At 64.5% G+C, this 20,833-nt stretch carries 18 protein-coding genes; 9 read left to right on the top strand and 9 right to left on the bottom strand.

Going from position 1 to position 20,833, the window contains the following annotated elements; genetic code table 11:
* Positions 1–106: 106 nt before the first annotated feature.
* The 3 genes from SO180_RS15040 to SO180_RS15030 all read right to left on the bottom strand — a co-directional run bounded on the left by SO180_RS15040 (position 107) and on the right by SO180_RS15030 (position 2,712).
* Positions 107–1,021 carry an SDR family NAD(P)-dependent oxidoreductase gene (locus SO180_RS15040; RefSeq protein ID WP_449379608.1) on the bottom strand — a complete coding sequence of 305 codons (915 nt, stop codon included), beginning with the start codon at positions 1,019–1,021 and terminating at the stop codon, positions 107–109.
* Between the two features lie 134 nt (positions 1,022–1,155).
* Entirely contained in the window at positions 1,156–2,295 is a 1,140-nt protein-coding gene (locus tag SO180_RS15035) for a thiolase C-terminal domain-containing protein (RefSeq protein WP_449379607.1), read from the bottom strand.
* A gap of 3 nt (positions 2,296–2,298) precedes the next feature.
* A complete protein-coding gene (locus SO180_RS15030) occupies positions 2,299–2,712 on the bottom strand; it encodes a Zn-ribbon domain-containing OB-fold protein (RefSeq protein WP_449379606.1) in 414 nt (137 codons plus the stop codon).
* 201 nt (positions 2,713–2,913) lie between these two features.
* On the opposite strand from SO180_RS15030, the gene SO180_RS15025 reads away from it, so the two are divergent.
* The 4 genes from SO180_RS15025 (at position 2,914) to alkB (ending at position 6,540) form a co-directional block, all read left to right on the top strand.
* Entirely contained in the window at positions 2,914–4,266 is a 1,353-nt protein-coding gene (locus tag SO180_RS15025) for an amidase (RefSeq protein ID WP_449379605.1), read from the top strand.
* Positions 4,259–4,945: a DUF2848 domain-containing protein gene (locus SO180_RS15020; RefSeq protein ID WP_449379604.1), complete on the top strand. Its 687-nt coding sequence runs from the start codon at positions 4,259–4,261 to the stop codon at positions 4,943–4,945. The genes SO180_RS15025 and SO180_RS15020 overlap by 8 nt, the downstream gene beginning before the upstream one ends.
* Positions 4,946–5,130: 185 nt before the next feature.
* Positions 5,131–5,877 carry a 2OG-Fe(II) oxygenase gene (locus SO180_RS15015; protein WP_449379603.1) on the top strand — a complete coding sequence of 249 codons (747 nt, stop codon included), beginning with the start codon at positions 5,131–5,133 and terminating at the stop codon, positions 5,875–5,877.
* 9 nt (positions 5,878–5,886) lie between these two features.
* Positions 5,887–6,540, top strand: coding sequence for a DNA oxidative demethylase AlkB (gene alkB, locus SO180_RS15010; protein ID WP_449379602.1), 654 nt, complete (start codon positions 5,887–5,889; stop codon positions 6,538–6,540).
* A gap of 9 nt (positions 6,541–6,549) precedes the next feature.
* Here the strand turns inward: alkB and SO180_RS15005 are convergent, their stop codons facing one another.
* From SO180_RS15005 to hpaH, 6 genes are all read right to left on the bottom strand, one after another.
* Entirely contained in the window at positions 6,550–8,175 is a 1,626-nt protein-coding gene (locus SO180_RS15005) for a thiamine pyrophosphate-dependent enzyme (RefSeq protein ID WP_449379601.1), read from the bottom strand.
* 21 nt (positions 8,176–8,196) lie between these two features.
* Entirely contained in the window at positions 8,197–9,066 is an 870-nt protein-coding gene (locus SO180_RS15000) for a fumarylacetoacetate hydrolase family protein (RefSeq protein WP_449379600.1), read from the bottom strand.
* A 3-nt stretch (positions 9,067–9,069) separates the two neighbouring features.
* A complete protein-coding gene (hpaD, locus tag SO180_RS14995; protein ID WP_449379599.1) occupies positions 9,070–10,053 on the bottom strand; it encodes a 3,4-dihydroxyphenylacetate 2,3-dioxygenase in 984 nt (327 codons plus the stop codon).
* A 132-nt stretch (positions 10,054–10,185) separates the two neighbouring features.
* Positions 10,186–11,724 (bottom strand): 5-carboxymethyl-2-hydroxymuconate semialdehyde dehydrogenase, encoded by a 1,539-nt coding sequence (gene hpaE / locus SO180_RS14990; RefSeq protein WP_449379633.1) that lies wholly within the window; start codon positions 11,722–11,724, stop codon positions 10,186–10,188.
* On the bottom strand, positions 11,717–12,115 hold the full coding sequence (locus SO180_RS14985; RefSeq protein WP_449379598.1) for a 5-carboxymethyl-2-hydroxymuconate Delta-isomerase: 399 nt from the start codon (positions 12,113–12,115) through the stop codon (positions 11,717–11,719). The genes hpaE and SO180_RS14985 overlap by 8 nt, the downstream gene beginning before the upstream one ends.
* Before the next feature lie 30 nt (positions 12,116–12,145).
* On the bottom strand, positions 12,146–12,952 hold the full coding sequence (hpaH, locus tag SO180_RS14980; protein ID WP_449379597.1) for a 2-oxo-hept-4-ene-1,7-dioate hydratase: 807 nt from the start codon (positions 12,950–12,952) through the stop codon (positions 12,146–12,148).
* Positions 12,953–13,068: 116 nt separating this feature from the next.
* On the opposite strand from hpaH, the gene hpaR reads away from it, so the two are divergent.
* The 5 genes from hpaR (at position 13,069) to SO180_RS14955 (ending at position 20,821) form a co-directional block, all read left to right on the top strand.
* The gene (gene hpaR, locus SO180_RS14975; protein WP_449379596.1) at positions 13,069–13,587 is read left to right on the top strand and encodes a homoprotocatechuate degradation operon regulator HpaR; all 519 of its coding nucleotides are present in this window, start codon (positions 13,069–13,071) and stop codon (positions 13,585–13,587) included.
* A 170-nt stretch (positions 13,588–13,757) separates the two neighbouring features.
* A complete protein-coding gene (locus tag SO180_RS14970) occupies positions 13,758–14,843 on the top strand; it encodes a malate/lactate/ureidoglycolate dehydrogenase (RefSeq protein ID WP_449379595.1) in 1,086 nt (361 codons plus the stop codon).
* A 157-nt stretch (positions 14,844–15,000) separates the two neighbouring features.
* Positions 15,001–15,777: an HpcH/HpaI aldolase family protein gene (locus SO180_RS14965; protein WP_449379594.1), complete on the top strand. Its 777-nt coding sequence runs from the start codon at positions 15,001–15,003 to the stop codon at positions 15,775–15,777.
* A gap of 99 nt (positions 15,778–15,876) precedes the next feature.
* A complete protein-coding gene (locus SO180_RS14960; protein WP_449379593.1) occupies positions 15,877–17,400 on the top strand; it encodes a UxaA family hydrolase in 1,524 nt (507 codons plus the stop codon).
* Between the two features lie 151 nt (positions 17,401–17,551).
* Positions 17,552–20,821 carry a transglutaminase family protein gene (locus SO180_RS14955; RefSeq protein ID WP_449379592.1) on the top strand — a complete coding sequence of 1,090 codons (3,270 nt, stop codon included), beginning with the start codon at positions 17,552–17,554 and terminating at the stop codon, positions 20,819–20,821.
* Positions 20,822–20,833 lie beyond the last annotated feature (12 nt).

Here is a 20,833-nt window from a genome sequence, read left to right as displayed (position 1 = left end):
GGCTTGACCCGGGCATCCACGTCTCTGCGCAGTCGTGTCTGCACGTGGATGGCCGGGGCAAGCCCGGCCATGACGTGTGGAGGCGATGGGCGCTAAGCGGTGACCGTCACACCGGATCCCAGGTGAAGATGTCGGCCGAGCGATCGAGCTTGTAGAACGAACCCTTCAGCGCCGGCATCGCGTGCTCGGCGATCGACTGCGGTGTCCAGCCATCGCTGCTCTGCACGGAGCGGATCGGGCGTGACTGGCTCATCAGGAATATCTCGTTCATGCGGACGGCAAAGATCTGACCGGTGACGTCCTTGGCGGCGTCGCTGAGGAGATAGGCGACGACCGGCGCGATCAGTTCCGGGCCCATCTTCTGGATCTTCGCCACGCGCGCCTTCTCAGCGTCGGTCTCGGTCGGGATGGTGCCGATCATGCGGCTCCAGGCGAACGGCGAGACGCAGTTCGAGCGCACGTTGAAACGGTTCATGTCGAGCGCGATCGACTTCGACAGGCCGACGATGCCGAGCTTGGCCGCTGCGTAGTTGGCCTGGCCGAAATTGCCGATCAGGCCGGAGGTCGAGGTGAAGTGCACGAAGGAGCCGCTCTCCTGCTCGCGGAACAGCCGTGCGGCGGCGTGGCTGACATAGAACGAGCCCATCAGGTGCACCTTGATGACGGCCTCGAAGGCTTCCACGCTCATGCGGTGGAAGATCATGTCGCGCAGAATTCCGGCGTTGTTGACGACGCCGTCGAGCCGGCCGAAACGATCGGTCGCGCTCTTGACGATCTTGCTGGCGGGAATGGCTTCGGCGACGCTCTCGAAATTGGCCACCGCCGTGCCGCCACGCTTCTTGATCTCCTCCACGACCTCTTCCGCCGGTGCTGCGCTGGAGCCCGAGCCATCCGACGCTCCGCCGGGATCGTTGACGACGACTTTGGCGCCCTCGGCTGCGCACAGCAGCGCGATCTCTCGTCCGATGCCGCGGCCCGCGCCGGTGACGACGACGACCTTGTCCTGCAGTGAATTTGTCATGTGAGTTCTCCGCTATCTGTTCCAATCTCCGCCGTCATTCCGGGGCGCGAAGCGCGAACTATGGTGCGTAATTGCGCACCTGAGAATCTCGAGATTCCGGGTTCATGCCACGCATGCCCCGGAATGACGGGCTGTCACCTCTCGTTCGTGAACACGATCGTGCCGCTCGCGGCGAACATGCCGCCGACGCCGTGGCACACCGAAATCTTCGCGCTCGGTACCTGCGCCGGCGCGATGCCGCGCATCTGGCGCACGCTCTCTTGGAGCGCGTACATGCCGTACATGCCCGAATGCATGTAGGAGAGGCCGCCACCATTGGTATTGAGCGGCAGCTTGCCGCCGGGCCGCGTGTTGCCGTCGGCAATCAAACTGCCTGTCTCCTCATAGGGCATGAAGCCGAGATCGCCGAGACCGAACAGCGGCAGATGCGCGAACGCGTCATAGATCATGAGATGATCGACGTCCTTGTGCGCGATGCCGGCTTCCTTGAAGGCGAGCGGACCCGCGACCTTGAAGGCACGCGAGGAGTTGAACGTCTCCATCTGACTGACCATCGGCGTCTCCACGCTCTCGCCGGTGCCCATGATGTAGACCGGCTTGTGCGGAAAATCCCTGGCGCGGTCGGCCGAGGTCAGGATCAGCGCGCCGCCGCCGTCGGTGACGAGACAGCACTGCAGCAGCCGGAACGGGTAGGCGATCATGCGCGAGTTGAGCACGTCGGCGACCGTGATCGGCTCCTTCATCATCGCGCGCGGGTTCTTCGCCGCCCATTCCCGCTGCACCACCGCCACCATCGCAAGCTGCTCATGGGTGATGCCGTAGGTCTTCATGAAGCGCAGCACGGGAATCGGGAACATGCTGGGCGGGCCGTAGACGCCGAAGGGTGCCTCGAACTGGCCGTTGAGGCTGTCCGGCGCGGTAAAGCGCGGCTGCTTGCCGATCATCGACTTGCCGCTCTCGGCATGGGTGATCAGCACGGTCTTGCACAGGCCGGCTTCGATGGCTGCGGCGGCATGGCGAACGTGGAGCATGAACGAGCATCCGCCGACCGACGTACCGTCGACCCAGGTCGGCTTGATGCCGAGATAATGGCAGACCTGCTGCGGCGTCTCGACGGCGGTGGCAAAGCCGTCGATGTCGGACAGCTCCAGTCCGGCGTCCGCGATGGCATTGAGCGCCGCATCCGCATGAAGTTGGAGCTGCGACATGGTTGGGATGACGCCGAGCTCGGTGGTCTCGGCTGCGCCCACGACGGCAACCTGGTTCCTGCGCATGGCCTATCCCTTCGCCGGACGGAACACGGGGAGGGTGATGGCATCATCGAGCTTCTGAAAGACGACCTCGAGCTTCATGTCGAGCGCGAGTGCTTCCGGCGTCTGCGGACAGTCGATGATGTTGCTCATCATCCGAGGCCCCTCCGCAAGCTCGACCACAGCGATCGCGTACGGTGGAGTGAAGCCCGGCGCGGCGGGGCGGTGGTTGATCACATAGCTGTAGAGAAAACCCTTGCCGCTCGCCTTGAAGATGCTGACCTTGCGGGAAGCGCAGGACGGGCAGAACGGACGCGGAGGGAAATAGACATGCGCGCAGGCGACGCAGCGTTGCAGGCGCAGCTCGCCCGCTTTCGTGCCGTCCCAGAAATGCTGCGTTTCCGGCGTCGGCTTCGGTCGCGCGCGCTGCGGTTCGGCCATTGCGGCAGGTCCTCCCAAGTATGTCCTCCCAAGACGCAGGCGTCACGCCCGCCCGTTTCGATCTTGATGCGACAATTGACTATTGGCAGTCAACGGTCCAGCGACGTGCGCGCATGGTAACTATACCGTCTCGCGCGCAATGCTTGTGTCGAACTGAGCCAGCGCGATAGATTGCGCGTGCCAATATTCCGTGAGACAGACATGCCCAACTTTTTTCCGACACTGGCGAAGCTTGCCGAAGACCTCGAGAGTGGCCGCACAACCTCCCGAAAGCTGGTTGAGGAATGCCTCGCCAGGATCGCCGATCCGGCCGGCGAAGGCCAACGCACCTTCATCCATGTCGACAAGGTTGCGGCGCTCGCCTCGGCTGATGCGATGGATGGATTGCGCAAGGCCAACGCGGCGCCGTCGCGCTATGCTGGTATCCCGATCTCGATCAAGGACCTCTTCGACATCAAGGGGCAGACGACGCGCGCGGGCTCGCGGGCGCTCGACGATTCCGATCCGGCGGAGCACGACGCGGCGGCGGTGGCGCGGCTGCGCCGTGCCGGCTTCGTGGTGATGGGGCGGACCAACATGACCGAGTTCGCCTATTCCGGCATCGGCATCAATCCGCATTTTGGCACGCCGAAGGGCGCCTGGAACCGGGCCGAGGGCCACGTGCCTGGCGGCTCGTCCTCCGGCGCGGCGGTGTCCGTGCTGGACGGTATGGCGCATGCTGCGCTCGGTACCGACACCGGTGGCTCCTGCCGCATTCCGGCGGCCTATAACGGCATCGTCGGCTACAAGCCGACGCAACGTCGCGTGCCGCTCGATGGCTCAGTGCCACTGTCATTCTCGCTCGACAGCATCGGCCCACTGGCGCGAACGGTCAGTTGCTGTGCGGTACTCGACGCCGTGCTGGCGGACGAGCCGATCGTTCCGCTGAAGCCGCGCCCGGTGAAGGGCATGCGGCTTGCGGTGCCGACCACCATTGCACTCGACGACCTCGATACGGCCGTGGCGCAGACCTTCGAGCGGGCGCTGGAAGCGCTCGCCAGTCACGGCGCCGCCATCGAGCGCATCGAGATGTCGGAATTCCACGACATCGGCCCGATGAACGCCAAGGGCGGCTTTGCGGCCGCCGAAAGCTTCGCATGGCATCGCTACCTCATCACGGCCAAGGGTGACGTCTATGATCCCCGCGTCGCGGTTCGGATCATGCGCGGCGAGGCGCAGACTGCGGCCGACTACATCGATCTTCTCAACGAGCGCCGCTCGCTGATCGCGCGGGTCAATGCACGGATCGCGCCCTATGACGCGCTGGTGCTGCCGACCACCGCCAACACGCCGCCGAAGATCGCCGATCTTGCCGACGACAAGGCGTTCACCACGGCTAACCTGCGTGCCTTGCGCAACTGCACGCTCATCAACATGATCGATGGCTGCGCTATCTCGCTGCCGGCCCATCGCGAGGGCGAGGTTCCCGTCGGCCTGATGCTGGCAGGCGCTGGTGGATCGGACCATCGCATTTTCGAGCTTGCTGCCGGCATGGAGGCCGTGATCCGTGTTTGACCTGACCTTCACCGTCGACGCCCAGGACACGACAACGCCGCTGACGCTTGCGATCGACCAGGCCGTCATCGCCGGCTGGACCGGCCGCGATCCCGTCGCGCGCGACAAGCACATTGCCGAGCTTGAGGCCGTCGGCATCGCGCGGCCGGCATCGACGCCGATCTACTACCGCGTCTCGGCGCGGCGGCTGACGATGGAAGACTGCATCGAATGTTGCGGCGGCGAGTCCTCTGGCGAGGTCGAATTCGTGTTGATCGGCTGGCAGGGCCGCATCTTCGTCGGCTGCGGCTCTGATCATACCGACCGCAAGGTCGAGGCCTACAGTGTGACCGTCTCGAAGCAGATGTGCGACAAGGTCGTCGCGCCCGTGCTGTGGGAACTCGAGGATGTGATCGACCACTGGGACAAGATGATCCTGCGCTCCTACGCCTGGATCGAGGGCGAGCGCGTGCTCTATCAGGAAGGCACGCTGGAGGCGATGCTGCCGGTCGATGAGCTGATCGCGCGCGGGTTCGACGATAAGAAGCTGCCCGATGGTTGCGCGATGTTCGGCGGCACCTTCGCGGCCAAGGGCGGCATCCGCCCCGCCGACCGCTTCGAGTTCGAGCTGGAGGATCCGGTGCTGAAGCGGACGATCAAGCACGCCTATGATGTGATTACGCTGCCGGTGCTGGGCTGATGCGTCTCCACCGTCATTGCGAGGAGCTCGCGACAAAATTGCGAAGCAATTTTGCGCTGAGGCGACGAAGCAATCCAGGCGGTTCCGCGGGAAGATTCTGGATTGCTTCGCTTCGCTCGCAATGACGGGGAGGCGGTCGGAAATCGGGTGGCGGCGTGGGCGCCGGGGGTGCGAGGATGAATGCCATGACAGCGATCGCACGAAAACCAGCCCAATTCTCCTCCGCAGCTCGTGCCGCCAGGGTCGACGAACTCGACTGGGCGCACATCGAGGGCGAGCTCGACGCGCAGGGTTGCGCAGTTCTGAAGAGCCTGCTCACGCCCGACGAATGCCGCAGCGTAGCCGCGCTCTATCCCGACGACGCACACTTCCGCAGCCGCATCGTCATGGGCCGTCATGGCTTTGGCCGGGGCGAGTACAAGTATTTCTCCTATCCGCTCCCCGATCTGATCGCGCAATTGCGCCCGGCGCTCTACGCACATCTGCATGGCGTGGCCAATCGTTGGAACGAGGCGATGGGGATCGACATCCGTTATCCCGCGGCGCATGCGGCGTTCCTGAAGCGTTGCCACGAGGCGGGGCAGAGCAGGCCGACGCCGCTGCTGCTGCAATACGAGGCCGGCGACTTCAACTGCCTGCACCAGGATCTCTATGGCGAGCACGTCTTCCCGATCCAGGTCGCGATCCTGCTTTCGGAGCCCGGGCGCGATTTCACTGGCGGCGAGTTCGTGCTGACCGAGCAGCGCCCGCGCATGCAGTCGCGCGCCGAGGTCGTGCCTCTCGCACAGGGCGATGCGGTGGCTTTCGCCGTGCATCATCGCCCGGTGCATGGGACACGCGGCACCTATCGGGTTAATCTGCGCCACGGCGTCAGCCGGATCCGGTCCGGACAACGCCATACGCTGGGGGTGATCTTTCATGATGCGAAGTGAGCGCAGCCGTTGACGGCGGATTTGTTTGACAGCCTCGCCGAGGCGCAGCCACCGCGCGAAGACATCGCGGACGGAGCCGTGCTGCTGCGTGGATTTGCGAAGCCGATCGAGCACGCGCTGATTACCGCCGTCCGCGCGATCACGGCGCAGTCGTCGTTTCGGCAGATGACGACGCCCGGCGGCTATCAGATGTCGGTAGCGATGACGAATTGCGGCGAGCGCGGCTGGATCACCGATCACACCGGCTATCGCTATGACCCGATCGATCCGCTGTCCGAAAAGCCGTGGCCGGCTATGCCGCCGATATTCCGAGACCTGGCGAAACGCGCGGCCGAGGAGAGAGGTTTTCCCGACTTCGCGCCCGATGCGTGCCTCGTCAATCTCTACGAGCCCGGCACGCGACTGTCGCTGCATCAGGACAAGGACGAGCTGGATCTCTCAGCACCGATCGTGTCGGTCTCGCTCGGCCTTCCCGCGATCTTCCTGTTCGGCGGCATGGCGCGCAGCGACAAGCCGCGCCGCTTTCGGCTGGTGCACGGCGACGTCGTGGTGTGGGGCGGGCCCTCGCGGCTCGCTTATCATGGCGTCGCGCCGCTCGCCGATGGCGAGCATGCGCTGCTCGGCCGCCAACGGATCAACCTGACCTTCCGCAAGACGCGATGAAGCCGCGGCTCAAGGCTTCGGCGGATGAATGAACGCCCAGGGGCTGACTTCCGAGTCGCGCGGCACTTCGATCGACAGGAGATACGGCCCGCCATGGGCGAGCGCCTTCTCCAGTGCGGCCTTGAAATGATCCGGTGAGGTCACGCGCGCAGCCGCGACACCAAAGGACTCCGCGAGCTTGACGAAATCCGGATTGACGAGATCGGAAGCCACCACACGGCCGTCAAATCGCTCGCGCTGGTCGCGGCGCACGTTGCCATAGGCGTTGTTGTTGAACACCAAAGTCACCACGGCGATGTTGAACTGTACGGCGGTGGCAAGCTCCTGGACACCGAACATGAAGCCGCCGTCGCCGGTGATCGCCACGACCGGTTTGTCGGGATTGGCGACCTTGGCCCCCAACGCAGTGGGGAAGCCGGAGCCGAGCGTGCCCTGATAGCCCGAGGTGATGAAAGTGCGCGGCTCGTAGATCGGAAAGCCGTACCAGGAGGCGAAGCCGACCTGCGATAATTCGTCGGTGACAACAGCGTTTGCCGGCAACACGTCGCGCAGGATGTTGAGATACGCCATCTGCGGCTGGATGCGCTGGATCTCCGCTTGGGCGGACGCGGTCGCCTCGCGGATCGCCGCGCGCCGGCCACTGGTCTTGCTGTAGCCCGCCTTGCGGACGGCGGCTGCAAGATCGGCGGTCGCGGCCTTGGCATCGGCAACAACCGGCGCGTCCGCGGAAAAGCGTCGCATCTCAACCGGGTCGATATCGATCCGGATGCACTTCAATCCGTCCGGACGATACGGCCAGCGCGACATGGTGGGCAGCTCGAGCCGCGTGCCGATGCCGATCATGAGATCAGTGTTCGGCCACAGCTTGTAGGCGGCCGCCATGGTGAGCCCAAGCTCGTGAGCATTGGAGACGATGCCGCGACCGCTGCGAAAGGCGACGACGGGGGCGTCGATCATCTCGGCGAGTTCGAGGATCTCTTCGCGCGCGTCGATCGCGCCGCTGCCGACGAAGATCATCGGTGCCTTCGCGGCCTTGATCAGGCTAGCGGCCTGTTTCACGGCGTCTGGATCGGGCTGCGGTGGAGGCAAGAGCGCCAACACCTGCGCAGCCGCCGTGTGGGCGCGCTGCGTGAAGACGTCCCAAGGCATCTCGACCGAGGCGGGGCCGCGACGTCCCGACAGCATCTCCTGAAATGCACGCGCGACCACCGTCGGCGCGTTGGCCGCCGCTTCGATCCTGTCAGCCCATTTCACATAGCTGCGCAGGGTCGCGAGCTGATCCGGCATTTCATGCAGGTGCCCGCGGCCCTTGCCGAGAAAGGCTGTCGGCACCTGGCCGGTGACGCAGAGCACCGGCTCGTTGCAGCCAAAGGCGGTCAGAAGCGCGGCGCTCGCATTGAGCACGCCGGGGCCGGGCACCACGCTGAACACGCCGGGCTTGCCGCTCGCGCGCGCGTAGCCGAACGCCATGTAACCGCAGGCCTGCTCGTGCCGCGCGCCGATCACCTTGAGCTGCGCCTGGTGGAAGGCGTCGAACAGTCCGTAGACCTGCGCGCCGGGCAGGCCGAACACGGTGTCGACGCCATGGGCGACGAGGCCGCTTACGATCGCTTCGCCGCCGGTGAGGGTAGCCATGGTTGTCTTCCAATCCAGATGTCAGGCTTCGTCGACGACGCCGTTGCGCAACAGGCCGATGCCGTCGGCTTCGACTTCGATGACATCACCGGGCTTGAGATAGCGCGGCGGATCGAAGCGTGCTCCGGCGCCGGTCGGCGTGCCCGTGACGATGATGTCGCCGGGAACGAGCGTTGCGAAGGTCGAGATGTAGTTGATGAGATAGCGGAACGGGAAGATCAGCCGGCTGGTAGAGTCGTCCTGCCGGAGCTCACCGTTGACGCGTGTGGTCAACCGTACATCCGCAAGCTGTGATTCCTGCTTGTAGGGCACCAGCCACGGGCCGAGGCTACCGCTGGAATCGAAATTCTTGCCCTGCGTGACGTTGAATTTTGCGTGCCGCAGCCAGTCGCGTACTGAGCCCTCGTTGCAGAGAGTGATGGCCGCAATGTGGTCGAGTGCGGTGCTTTCCGGAATGTGCCGGCCGGCCTTGCCGATCACGAGCACGATCTCGCCTTCATAGTCGAGCTGCGCGGACGCGCGCGGGCGCACCAACGGCGTCTCGTGGCCGACGAAGGAGCGCGGCGAGCGCATGAACATGCTCGGATATTTCGGCGCGTCCTGGCCATCCCTGTACTCGGCGTTGCGGTCGGGATAGTTGACGCCGATGCAGATGATCTTTTCCGGCGCAGGCACCGGCGGCAGCCATGTGATGTCGGCGAGCGCGTGATCCGGCGTAAGGGCGGCAGCGTCTTCTGCAAAGCTTACCAGCTTGCCGACTGCGATCACCTCGCGCAGTGTCGGATAGTCCTTGGCGTGGCGCGTGGAGAGATCAACGATGCCGCCGTCGACGACGACACCGTATTTGGTCGCACCCTTGACGGAGTAAGTGGCGAGGCGAGGGGCTGTCATCACTCAATCCGCCACCAGCACGTCGGCCACGAATTTCGGCTCGCGTACGGCCTGGCCCGTGAACGGCGAGCCCTGCTCGAACCATGAGCGCGGGGCGGGCGCGCCCCACAGCGTCTGCCGGCGCGGATCGCGCAGCGACCAGCGCAGCGGCTCGTGGTCGTGATCGCCGGTGAAATAATCGCTGGTGTAAAGCTCGAGACGATGACCGTCGGGATCGCGGACATAGAGGAAGAACGCGTTCGAGATACCGTGGCGTCCGGGACCGCGCTCGATGTTCTTCACAAAGCCCTGCGAGGCCATCACGTCGCAGAGATGGATGATGTTCATCGCCGTCGGCGTCCAGTAGGCGAAATGATGCAGGCGCGGGCCCTTGCCGTTGGTGATGGCGAAGTCGTGGACGTTGCCCTTGCGATGCATCCAGGCGGCGGCGATGCGGCCGTTCGGCCCATCCTCCTCGGCATATTCGGTGAGACGGAAGCCGAGCCGCGCGTAGAAGTCGACCGTGTCCTGCACTTCGGCGGCGAAGACGTTGAAGTGATCGAGCCGCTGCGGGTGGCATCCCCGGTAGAGATCGTAGCGGCGCAAGAGATGAGGCCGCTTCTCCATCGAGGCGTAGAGCTCGATCTGGAAGCCGAAAGGATCGGTGAATTGCAGCGTGCGAGCCTGGAAGGGCTGGTCGACGAATGCGTGCTTGAGACCGTTCTCGGTGAGGAACGCAGCCGCCTTGTCCAGATCCTTTTCGTTGCCGACCTTGAAGCCGAGGCGGTTGCAGGCCGGCACGGCGGCCTTGCGTAGCACCAGCGAATGGTGCTGATGCTCCTCGGCGCCGCGCAGGTACACGACGCTGTCGTCGGCATCCTCGACATGCAGCCCGACGGTGGTCTCGTAAAATTCGCGGCTAAGCTTCAGATCGGTCACGTCGAGCACGGCGTGGCTCGAACGGATGATGTTGAAGGGCGGCTCGAAGACGTGTTGCGGTGCCGGCATTGCGTTTCCCCTCTCTAGGCCCGTCATTCCGGGGCGGTCCGTCAGGACCGAACCCGGAATCTCGAGGTTCCCCGATGCGCAATTGCGCATCTGTGGTTCGACGCTTCGCGTCGTCCCGGGACGACTGCTTCCCTAAATTCCCAGTTTCTGAATCTTGTGCGTGCCCCGCGCGAGCGAGACGTGCTTGGTTTCCATGTAGAAGTCGAACGAATAGTCGCCGCCGTCGCGGCCGATCCCCGACGCCTTCATGCCGCCGAACGGCGTCGGCAGATGGCGGACATTCTCCGAGTTCAGCCAGATCATGCCGGCTTCGAGCGCATCGGCGACACGCAGCGCGCGGCCCATGTCGTTGGTCCAGACGTAGCCGGTGAGGCCATAGCGGATGTCGTTGGCGATCTCGATCGCGTCGGTCTCGTCGCTGAAGGGCAGCACGGTGAGGAACGGGCCAAACACTTCCTCCTGCGCGACACGCATCTTGCTGTGCGCGCCGGTCACCAGCGTCGGCTGCACGTAGTGCCCTCCGCCGGGGCCGTCATGGACCTTGCCGCCAGCGGCAATGACCGCGCCGTCCTCGCGGGCGACGTCGAAATAGGAGCAGACCTTTGCAAGATGCCGCTCGTGGATCAGCGGTCCGATCTCGGTCGCGGGATCGAGAGGGTGGCCAACCCTGATCGCCTTCACGCGCGCGGTGAGCTTCTCGACGAATTTTTCGGCAATGCTCGCCTGGATCAAAAGCCGGCTGGAGGAGGTGCAGCGCTCGCCGTTGAGCGAGTAGATCATGAACACGACCGCATCGAGCGCGCGGTCGAGGTCGGCGTCGTCGAACACGATCACCGGGTTCTTGCCGCCGAGCTCGAAATGCACGCGCTTCAGCGTTGGCGCGCCCTGCTTCATGATCGCCGAGCCGGTCGCGCTCTCACCGACGAAGCCGATCGCCTTGATCGCGGGATGCTCCGTCAGCGCCTTGCCGGCCTCTTCGCCAAATCCGTGCACGGTGTTGAGCACGCCATCGGGGATGCCGGCCTGCTTGGCGAGCTTGGCGAGGAGATCGGCGGTGACGGGCGACCATTCCGCCGGCTTGTGCACCACCGTGCAGCCGGCCGCGAGCGCTGGGGCGATCTTCCAGGTCGAGAGCATGAACGGCGTGTTCCACGGCGTGATCACGCCCACAGGGCCGATCGGCACACGCGTGGAGACGTTCCAGTGCTCCTCGCTCGGCGTATTCAGGCCGTCGCGCGCCTCAGCGCATTTGTCGGCGAAGAAACGAAAATTCTCGGCGGCGCGGATCGCGGCTTTCGCCATGAAGCGATAGGCCTGGCCGGTGTCGATGCATTCGAGCACGGCGATGTCGTCGGCGTTGTCCTCGATCGCGTCGGCCACCCGATGCAGCAGCTTGCGTCGCATCGCAGGTCCCATGTCGCGCCAGGACTTGAAGGCAGTCGCGGCGGCGGTCGCGGCACGGTCGATATCCTCGGCATTGCCGCGCGCGACGCTTGCGAGCGTCGCGCCGTCGACCGGAGACTTCGTCTCGAAGGTCTCGCCGGAGATCGAGGCGACGGTCTTGCCGTCGATCATGTGGCCGATGCCGTCGGCACGCAATCTCTTCAGCAGCGGCGCGACGCGCTCGCGGTTGGCCTGGAAGACGTCGGCTTTCGGCGTGGGCTTATCCAGGGGTGGCCTCCGCTTTCAGGGCATCGTGGATGTTGTTGCGCTTCCAGCTCGTCTCCTTGTCGTTGATCTGCATGTCGAACGACAGGGCGAACTTCGAGCTTGCGAAGACGGGATCGAGATGCCTGGAGAGGGCCTGGAAGACGTGCTCGCCGGCTTTCTTGCGGGTGGCGAGATCGCGGCCTTCGCCGATGCGCAGCACCATGTCGAGAAAGGCAAGGTCCTTGCCTCCGTCAGCGATCGCGTAGTGCTCGCATTTGATCGCGCGGACGCGGATGCCGCCGAGCGGGAAGATGCCGGTCTCGACCGCCGCCTTGCGCACGACCTCGCACAGCGCGCTCACGTCGACGCGGTCATCGAGATTGGCCGAATATTCGATGGTGAAATGCGGCATGGCGGTTTCGCTCCCTGTGCTTCTTGTTTGTCAGGCGAAGTAGCAGCTCACCGAGCCGTAGGCACCATAGTCGGCTTGAATTGTGTCGCCCTTGCGGGTCTCGATCGGGCGGATGAAAGAGCCGGCGAGCACGACCTGTCCCGGCTCGAGCGCAAGACCGAGCGGCGCGATCTTGTTGGCGAGCCAGGCGACCGCGGTTGCGGGATGATTGAGCACGCCGGCGGCAAGGCCGGTCTCCTCGAGCTGGCCGTTCTTGAAGCACAGCGCGCCGATCCAGCGCAGGTCGGCCTCCAAGGGGCGGATCGGGCGGCCGCCGAGTACGATGCCGGCGTTGGCCGCATTGTCGGCGATAGTATCGAAGATTTTTCGTGTCGCCTTGGTCTTGGGATCGACGCGTTCGATCCGCGTGTCCAGAATCTCGAGCGCGGGCACCACGAAGTCGGTGGCGTTGAGCACGTCGAACATCGTGCAGTCTGGACCTGAAAGCCGCTTGCTCATGATGAAGGCGAGTTCGGCCTCGATGCGCGTCGCGATGAAGCGGTCGGTCGGCACCAGTCCGCCATCGGCGAAGAACATGTCGTCGAGAAGCACGCCGGAATCCGGCTCGTCGATGTTGAGCGCGCTCTGCATCGCCTTCGAGGTGAGGCCGATCTTGTGGCCTTTGACGAGGCGGCCCTCGCCGAGCTTGATGTCGACCCAGGCTTTCTGAATCGCGTAAGCATCGGTGATGGTGATGGCGGGATAGTCCTGCGAGAGCTGCCTGACCTGCGTGCGCGTCTTCTCCGCCTGGTGCAGACGCCTCGCGCCGCTCAGAATATCGTCGTTGGAAAGCGCCATTTGTGATCTTACAAATCGTGGTGCCGAGAGATACTTAACATGTTAAATGAATTCGTCAAACCGTATTCTGGTTTGCTGCAGTGCAAACGTTTTGAGATTGAGGGCGGAGCATCATCGTGAAGAAGAAACCGGCTGATCCAGCGAACGGAGGCGCGCCTGCCGCCCGGCATGTACCGATGCGCGAGTTTTCGCGTTCGCTGCCGATGTCGCTGCTGAGGGCGCGCGAGGCGGTGATGCGGCAGTTCCGCCCTTCGCTGCGCCAGCATGGTCTCACCGAGCAACAATGGCGCATCCTGCGCGCGCTTGCGGCCATCGACGCGGTCGAGGTCACGGAACTCGCGCGCACGGCGTTTCTTCTCGGGCCCAGCCTGTCGCGCATCCTGCGCGATCTCGAAGGCCGCCATCTGATCGAGCGAAAGACGGCGAAAGAGGATCAGCGCCGCAGCATGGTGTCGATCTCCGAGAAGGGTGTGAAGTTGATGGCGGTCGTGGCGCCGACGTCGGAAGCGATTTATGCCGAGATCACGCGACGCTTTGGCGCCCGCAAGCTCGCTGAGCTTCAGGAGATGCTGGGCGAACTCGAGCAGAGCCTTGCAGGACTTGGAAGTGCCGACGAGGCAATAGCCGAGGAGTGAAACCAGATATGCGCGCGGCAGCGGCAAGAACGATGGACATGGCCGGTTTTTTTCGCTCAAAGTGCCGCCCAAGCCGATCCGCCCAAAATCGGCGCCGGGACCGGATGATGCCGCATCTGCAACCAGCTCATCCGGCAGGGAACAAGAAGGTAGAGGCAAATAGACTCGTTATGGTCACCATTCAGGTTGAGAAGCTGATCGACTTCGTCACGGAGGTGTTTTCGCACGCGGAGTCCTCGCCGGAAGAAGCCAGACGCATCGCGACGTATCTGACCACCGCCAATCTCACCGGCCATGACAGCCACGGCGTGATCCGCGTGCCCGTCTATATCCGCTGGAAGAAGACGGGGAACGTAATCCCGAACCAGAATGCGGAAGTGGTGCTCGATACGCCCTCGCTTGCGGTGGTCGACGGCAAGTTCGGCTACGGCCAGACGGTTGCACCGCAGGCGGTGAGGATCGGCATCGAGAAGTGCAGGAAGGCGGGCCTCGCCGCGGTCGCCCTGCGCAATGCCGGCCATATCGGCCGCGTCGGCGATTGGGCCGAGATGGCTGCGGCCAAGGGACTGGTCTCGGTCTATTTCGTCAACGCCGCCGGCTCGCTGCTGGTCGCGCCGTTCGGCGGCGTTCAGAAGCGGCTGTCGACCGCGCCCTACTGCGTCGGCATTCCGCGCGAGGGCCAGGATCCGATCGTGCTGGACTTTGCAACGTCGATCGTTGCCGAAGGCAAGGTGCTGGTCGCAAGCCGTGGCGGCAAGAATCTGCCAAAGGGCGCGCTGGTGGATTCCGACGGCGCGCTGAGCGAGGACCCTGTTGTGCTCTATGGGCCATACACGCCCGACGGGCCACGCGACCACACTCAGGGAACGGGCGCGATTCGCGCCTTTGGCGAGCACAAGGGCTCGGGCCTTGCGTTCATTTGCGAACTGCTCGGCGGCGCGCTGACCGGAACCGGCGCTACCTCGGGCGGCCGCCGCTTCGCCAATGGCATGCTGGCGTTCTTCGTCGATCCCAAAGTGGTCGACACGTCAGATGTTTTCGACGCCGAAGTGTCGCGCTACGTCGACTTCATCCGGGCCACCAAGCCGATGACCGGCGTCGAGCAGGTGCTGATCCCCGGCGACCCCGAAAGAAAAACCCGGGCCGAGCGCACCCGGAACGGCGTGCCCTTGCCGGATGACACCTGGGCAGCGATAGTGAATACCGCCCGCGATGTCGGTGTCAGCGAGACCAGTATTCAGAGGGCGACGAGCTAATTCACTTTCGTCATTGCGAGGAGCCCGCGACAAGATTGCGTAGCTATTTTGCGCTGGAGCGACGAAGCAATCCAGAGTGTTGCCGCGGAGAGATTCTGGATTGCTTCGCTTCGCTCGCAATGACGGCGAGGAAGAGCCAACAGGGAAGGAAGGAAACGTGGCGAATAAAGTCAAGGAAATCTGGAAGTCGGGCAGGGCCGTCGTCAATGCGTGGCTTGCGATCCCCTCCGGCTTCTCGGCCGAAGTGATCGCGCAATGCGGCTTCGACAGCGTCACCGTCGACATGCAGCATGGGGTGCAGGACTATCTGTCGATGGTTCAGTGCTTCCAGGCGATGGACAAGCATCCCGTGACGCCGATGGTGCGTGTGCCCTGGAACGAGCCCGGCATCATCGGCAAGGTACTTGATGGCGGCGCCTATGGCGTCATCTGCCCGATGGTCAACACGCCGCAGGAGGCCAGGAACCTCGTTTCCTATGCAAAGTATCCGCCGAAGGGCGTACGCTCCAACGGGCCGATCCGTGCCGGCATGTACGGCACTGCTGGCACGTACCAGAAGACGGCGAACGACGAGACCGTATTGCTGCCGATGATGGAGACCAGGACCGCGGTCGAGAACATGGAGGCGATCCTCGATGTCGAGGGCATCGACGGCGTCTATATCGGCCCGTCCGACCTCGGCTTCTCCTACGGGCTCGAACCGAAGCTGGACCGCAGCGAGCCGGAGATTCTTGCGATCTACGAAAAGATCATCAAGGAATGCGGCAAGCGTGGCCTCAACGCAGGCATCCATTGCAGCGGCGCGGAAGGTGCCGCACGCGCGATCAACATGGGCTTCAAGCTGGTGACGTTGTCGAACGAGGTCGGTCTGATGTCGACCTATGCCAGGATGCAGGTGAACCAGACCCGGAAGGATTCCGGCGGCAAGGCTTAAATGCTTGGCGAATGGCGAATGGGGAGTAGCGAATAGCGCTGCTTCCTTTCGCTACTCGCCATTCCCTATTCGCTACACGCCTCCGAAGGAGAAACGATCATGACCCCAGCCCCCGTCATCCGCCTGCATCCTGATGATGGCGTGGTGATCGCGCGTGCGAGCCTGCCGCCTGGAACGGTGGTGGCTGACGGTGTGACGGCGGTCGACCGCATCCCGTCGGGGCACAAGGTCGCGATCAAGCCGATTGCTGTGGGCGAGCCGGTCAGGCGCTACGGCCAGATCATCGGCTTTGCCACCGCGCCGATCGCGCCCGGCCAGCACGTGCACACGCAGAATTGCGGCATGGGCGATTTTGCCAAGGACTATGCCTATTGCGCCGACGTCAAGCCGACGCCGAATTTCGATCTGCCGGCGACCTTCGAGGGCATCCGCCGCCCCGACGGCCGCGTCGCTACGCGCAACTATATCGGCATCCTGACCTCGGTGAATTGCAGCGCGCATGTCGCTGGCCTCGTCGCCGACGTCTTCAAGAAAAATCCTTTCACCGGCGAAAATCCGCTGGCCGAATTCCCCAACGTCGACGGCGTCGTCGCGCTGACGCACAAGACCGGCTGCGGCATGACGCAGAACGAGCCGCTGGCGCTGCTCCGCCGCACGCTCGGCGGCTACGCGCGGCACGTCAATTTCTCCCACGTGATCGTGCTCGGCCTTGGCTGTGAGGTGAACCAGATCGGCGGCCTGATGGAGGAGCAGAAGCTCGCCGGCCGCCTGCGCGCGATGGACATCCAGGAGGTCGGCGGCACCCGCAAGACGGTCGAGGCCGGCGTTGCCTTCGTGCGCGAGGCGCTCGCGGACGCCAACAACGTAAAACGCGAAGCGGTGCCGGCGAGCGAACTGACCGTGGCGCTGCAATGTGGCGGCTCGGACGGCTATTCCGGCGTGTCAGCCAATCCCGCGCTCGGCGCGGCCAGCGATCTCATCGTGCGTCACGGTGGCACCGTGATCCTGTCGGAGACGCCGGAGACCTACGGCGCCGAACATCTGCTCACGCGCCGCGCGGTCAGCCGCGAGGTCGGCGAAAAGCTCGTCGATCTCATGCGCTGGTGGGAAGAGTATACCGAGCGCGAAGGCGCCGAGATGAACGCCAATCCGAGCCCCGGCAACAAGGCCGGCGGCCTCACCACGATTCTCGAGAAGTCACTCGGCGCGATGGCCAAGGCCGGCACCACCAATCTCGTCGACGTGCTGCGCTATGCCGAGCCGGTGACGAAGAAGGGCTTTGTGTTCATGGATACGCCCGGCTACGACCCGGTTGCGGCAACGGGTCAGGTCGCAGGCGGCGCCAATCTCGTTTGCTTCACGACCGGCCGTGGCAGCGTGTTCGGCTGCAAGCCCGCGCCGTCGATCAAGCTTGCGACCAACACGCCCATGTACAAGCGCATGGAAGAGGACATGGACGTCAATTGCGGGACCGTCCTCGAAGGCTCCGAGACGGTCGAAGAGTGCGGCCAGCGCATCTTCGATCTCATCTTGAAGACGGCCTCGGGCCAGCCGACCAAGAGCGAGAGCTTTGATTTCGGCGGCGCCGAGTTCGCGCCGTGGGTGATTGGCGCCACGATGTAACGTCACCGGGTAGCCCGGATTTCGCTTCGGTCCATCCGGGCAACGGGGGGACTATGGCGGATACTTCCTAGGCACGCGCTGCCCGTTGTTAGTGCTTGATCGCGATGACATCAGGTGTTCTGCTCAAAAAAGCTGCTGGAGCACCGCATCCGTGTCGATCTACGTCGCATTACACCACGTCACGCACTACAAATACGACCGTCCGATCGATCTCGGCCCGCAGACCATCCGCTTGCGGCCGGCGCCACACACGCGAACGCCGATCCTGAGCTATTCGCTCAAGGTCACCCCGCCCAATCACTTCGTGAACTGGCAGCAGGACCCGCAAGGCAACTGGCTGGCGCGCTACGTCTTTCCGGAGAAGACGACGGAGCTCAAGATCGAGGTCGATTTCACGGCGCAGATGACCGTGGTCAACCCGTTCGACTTCTTCGTCGAACCCTATGCCGACAGCTTTCCGTTTCAGTACCCCCAGGATCTCAGGACCGAGCTTGCGCCTTATCTCGAGACCAACACGCCGGGTCCGCTGTTTGCCGAATATCTTGCGTCGATCCCGCGCGAGGCCAGCAACACCGTCAACTTCCTGGTCGAGCTCAATCGCAAGCTCCAGGAGCGGGTGCGCTACATCATCCGCATGGAGCCGGGGGTGCAGACGCCCGAGGAAACGCTCAGCTCCGGTGCCGGCTCGTGCCGTGACTCCGCCTGGCTCCTGATCCAGTCGCTGCGCCATCTTGGCCTCGCCGCGCGCTTCGTCTCCGGCTATCTGATCCAGATCCGTCCCGACATCGATCCGATCGAGGGGCCGCCCGAGGTGGAGAATGACTTTACGGACCTGCACGCCTGGGCGGAGGTTTATCTTCCGGGTGCGGGCTGGATCGGCTTTGACGCAACGTCCGGCATGCTGGCGGGCGAGGGGCACATTCCCGTAGCCGCAACGCCGCATTACCGTTCGGCCGCGCCGATCTCCGGCAGCGCCGGCTTCGCCGAGGTCGAGTTCGCCTTCGAGATGAGCGTGAGGCGAATCCGCGAAGCGCCTCGCATCACAAAGCCTTTTTCCGATGAAGCCTGGTCGCGGCTCAATGAGCTCGGCGAACAGGTCGACGGCGATCTCGCCGCGCAGGACGTGCGGCTCACCATGGGCGGCGAGCCGACCTTCGTGTCGGTCGACGATCTCGAAGCGCCGGAGTGGAACACCGAGGCCGTCGGCCCGACCAAGCGTGCCCTCGCTGACGATCTGATCCGTCGCCTGCGCACGCGCTTCGCGCCGGGCGGCCTTTTGCATTACGGCCAGGGCAAATGGTATCCGGGCGAAAGCCTGCCGCGCTGGGCCTTTGGCCTTTACTGGCGCAAGGACGGTGTGCCGATCTGGAAGAACGCAGACCTGATCGCCAGGATCGATAATCCCCGCCGCGCCGAGGTGAGGGACGCCGAAGCCTTCATGGAGGGTACGGCGGCGCGGCTCGGGCTCGATCCCGGCTACATCATGCCGGCCTATGAGGATCCCGCCTACTGGCTCCAGAAGGAGGCCGACCTTCCCGTCAATGTCGATCCTTCCGACTCCAAGCTGTCCGATCCCGAGGCGCGGGCGCGGATGGCGCGGGTGTTCGATCAGGGCCTCGGCACGCCGCGCGGCTTCGTGCTGCCGGTGCAGCGCTGGAATGCGCCGCCACGCTGGCGCAGCGAACGCTGGGGTCTGCGGCGGAGCCATCTGTTCCTGACTCCGGGGGACTCGCCCTTGGGCTTGCGGCTGCCGATGGGCTCGCTCGGCTACGTCCCGCCCAATCAATACCCGTACATCATCGAGCAGGACCCGATGGAGGTGCGCAAGCAGCTGCCGGTGTTCAGCCGTATGCCGCGGCCGCCATCGCCGCCGCGGGTCGCGCCCGACTATCTCAATACGACGGTCCCGGTGCGCACCGCTATGGCGCTCGAAATCCGAGATGGCGTGCTCTGCGCCTTCATGCCGCCGGTCGAGCGGATCGAGGATTACCTCGAGCTGATCGCGGCGCTCGAAGCCACCGCCGAGGAGATGCAGCTTCCAGTCCATGTCGAGGGCTATCCGCCGCCATTCGATTCGCGCATCGACGTCATCAAGGTGACGCCCGACCCTGGCGTGATCGAGATCAACATCCAGCCGGCGAAGAGCTGGCGCGAGGCGGTCGACATCACCTCCGGCCTTTATGAGGACGCCGCGAAGGTGCGGCTCGGTGCCAACCGCTTCCTTGTCGATGGTCGCCACACCGGCACCGGCGGCGGCAATCACGTTGTGGTCGGCGGCTCGAGCCCGCAGGACTCGCCGTTCCTGCGCCGTCCCGACCTGTTGAAGAGCCTGGTGCTTTACTGGCAGCGCCATCCGTCGCTGTCTTACTTCTTCTCCGGTCTGTTCATCGGCCCGACCAGCCAGGCGCCGCGCATCGACGAGGCGCGCCATGACAGTATCTACGAGCTCGAGATCGCGCTCTCGCACGTGCCGCCGCCGGGCTATCAGACGCCGCTGTGGCTAGTGGACCGGCTGTTCCGGCATCTGCTCGTCGACATCACCGGCAACACCCATCGCGCCGAGATCTGCATCGACAAGCTCTATTCACCGGAGGGGCCGACGGGGCGGCTTGGCCTGGTCGAATTCCGCGCGCTCGAAATGCCCCCCGATCCGCGGATGTCGCTGGCCCAGCAGCTCCTGGTGCGCGCGCTGATCGCAAAACTGTGGCGCGAGCCGCAGGCCGGCAGGTTCGTGCGTTGGGGCACGGCGCTGCATGACCGCTTCATGCTGCCTCACTTCATCTGGGAGGATTTCGTTGACGTGCTTTCTGAGTTGAAGCAATCGGGCTATCCCTTTGAGCCGGAATGGTATCTGGCCCAACTCGAATTCCGCTTCCCCGCCTTTGGCCGGGTCCATCATGGCGGCGTGACGCTGGAATTGCGGCAGGCGCTGGAGCCCTGGCATGTGCTCGGTGAAGAGGGCTCGGCTGGTGGCACCGTGCGCTATGTTGATAGTTCGGTTGAGCGGCTTCAGGTGAAGGCGGAAGGCTTCATCGAGGGCCGCCATGTCGTGACCTGCAACGGCCGCCGCCTGCCGATGACCCCAACCGGCCGCTCCGCGGAAGCCGTCGCCGGCGTCCGCTTCAAGGCATGGCAGCCGGCCTCCGGCCTGCACCCGACCATCCCGGTCCATGCGCCACTGACCTTCGACCTCATCGACACCTGGAACGGCCGCTCGCTCGGCGGCTGCGTCTATCACGTTGCCCATCCCGGAGGGCGCAGCTACGACACCAAGCCGGTCAACACCTACGAGGCCGAGGCGCGGCGGCTGGCGCGCTTCCAGGACCACGGTCATACGCCGGGTCCCAGCCAGCCGCCGCCGGAGGAACGCACAATTGAGTTTCCGCTGACCCTCGACTTGCGCACGCCGCTCCTGCATTGAGTATGGTGATGG

The organism is Bradyrhizobium sp. UFLA05-112 (genome assembly GCF_053572325.1).
This window is presented reverse-complemented; position numbering and strand designations above follow the sequence as displayed.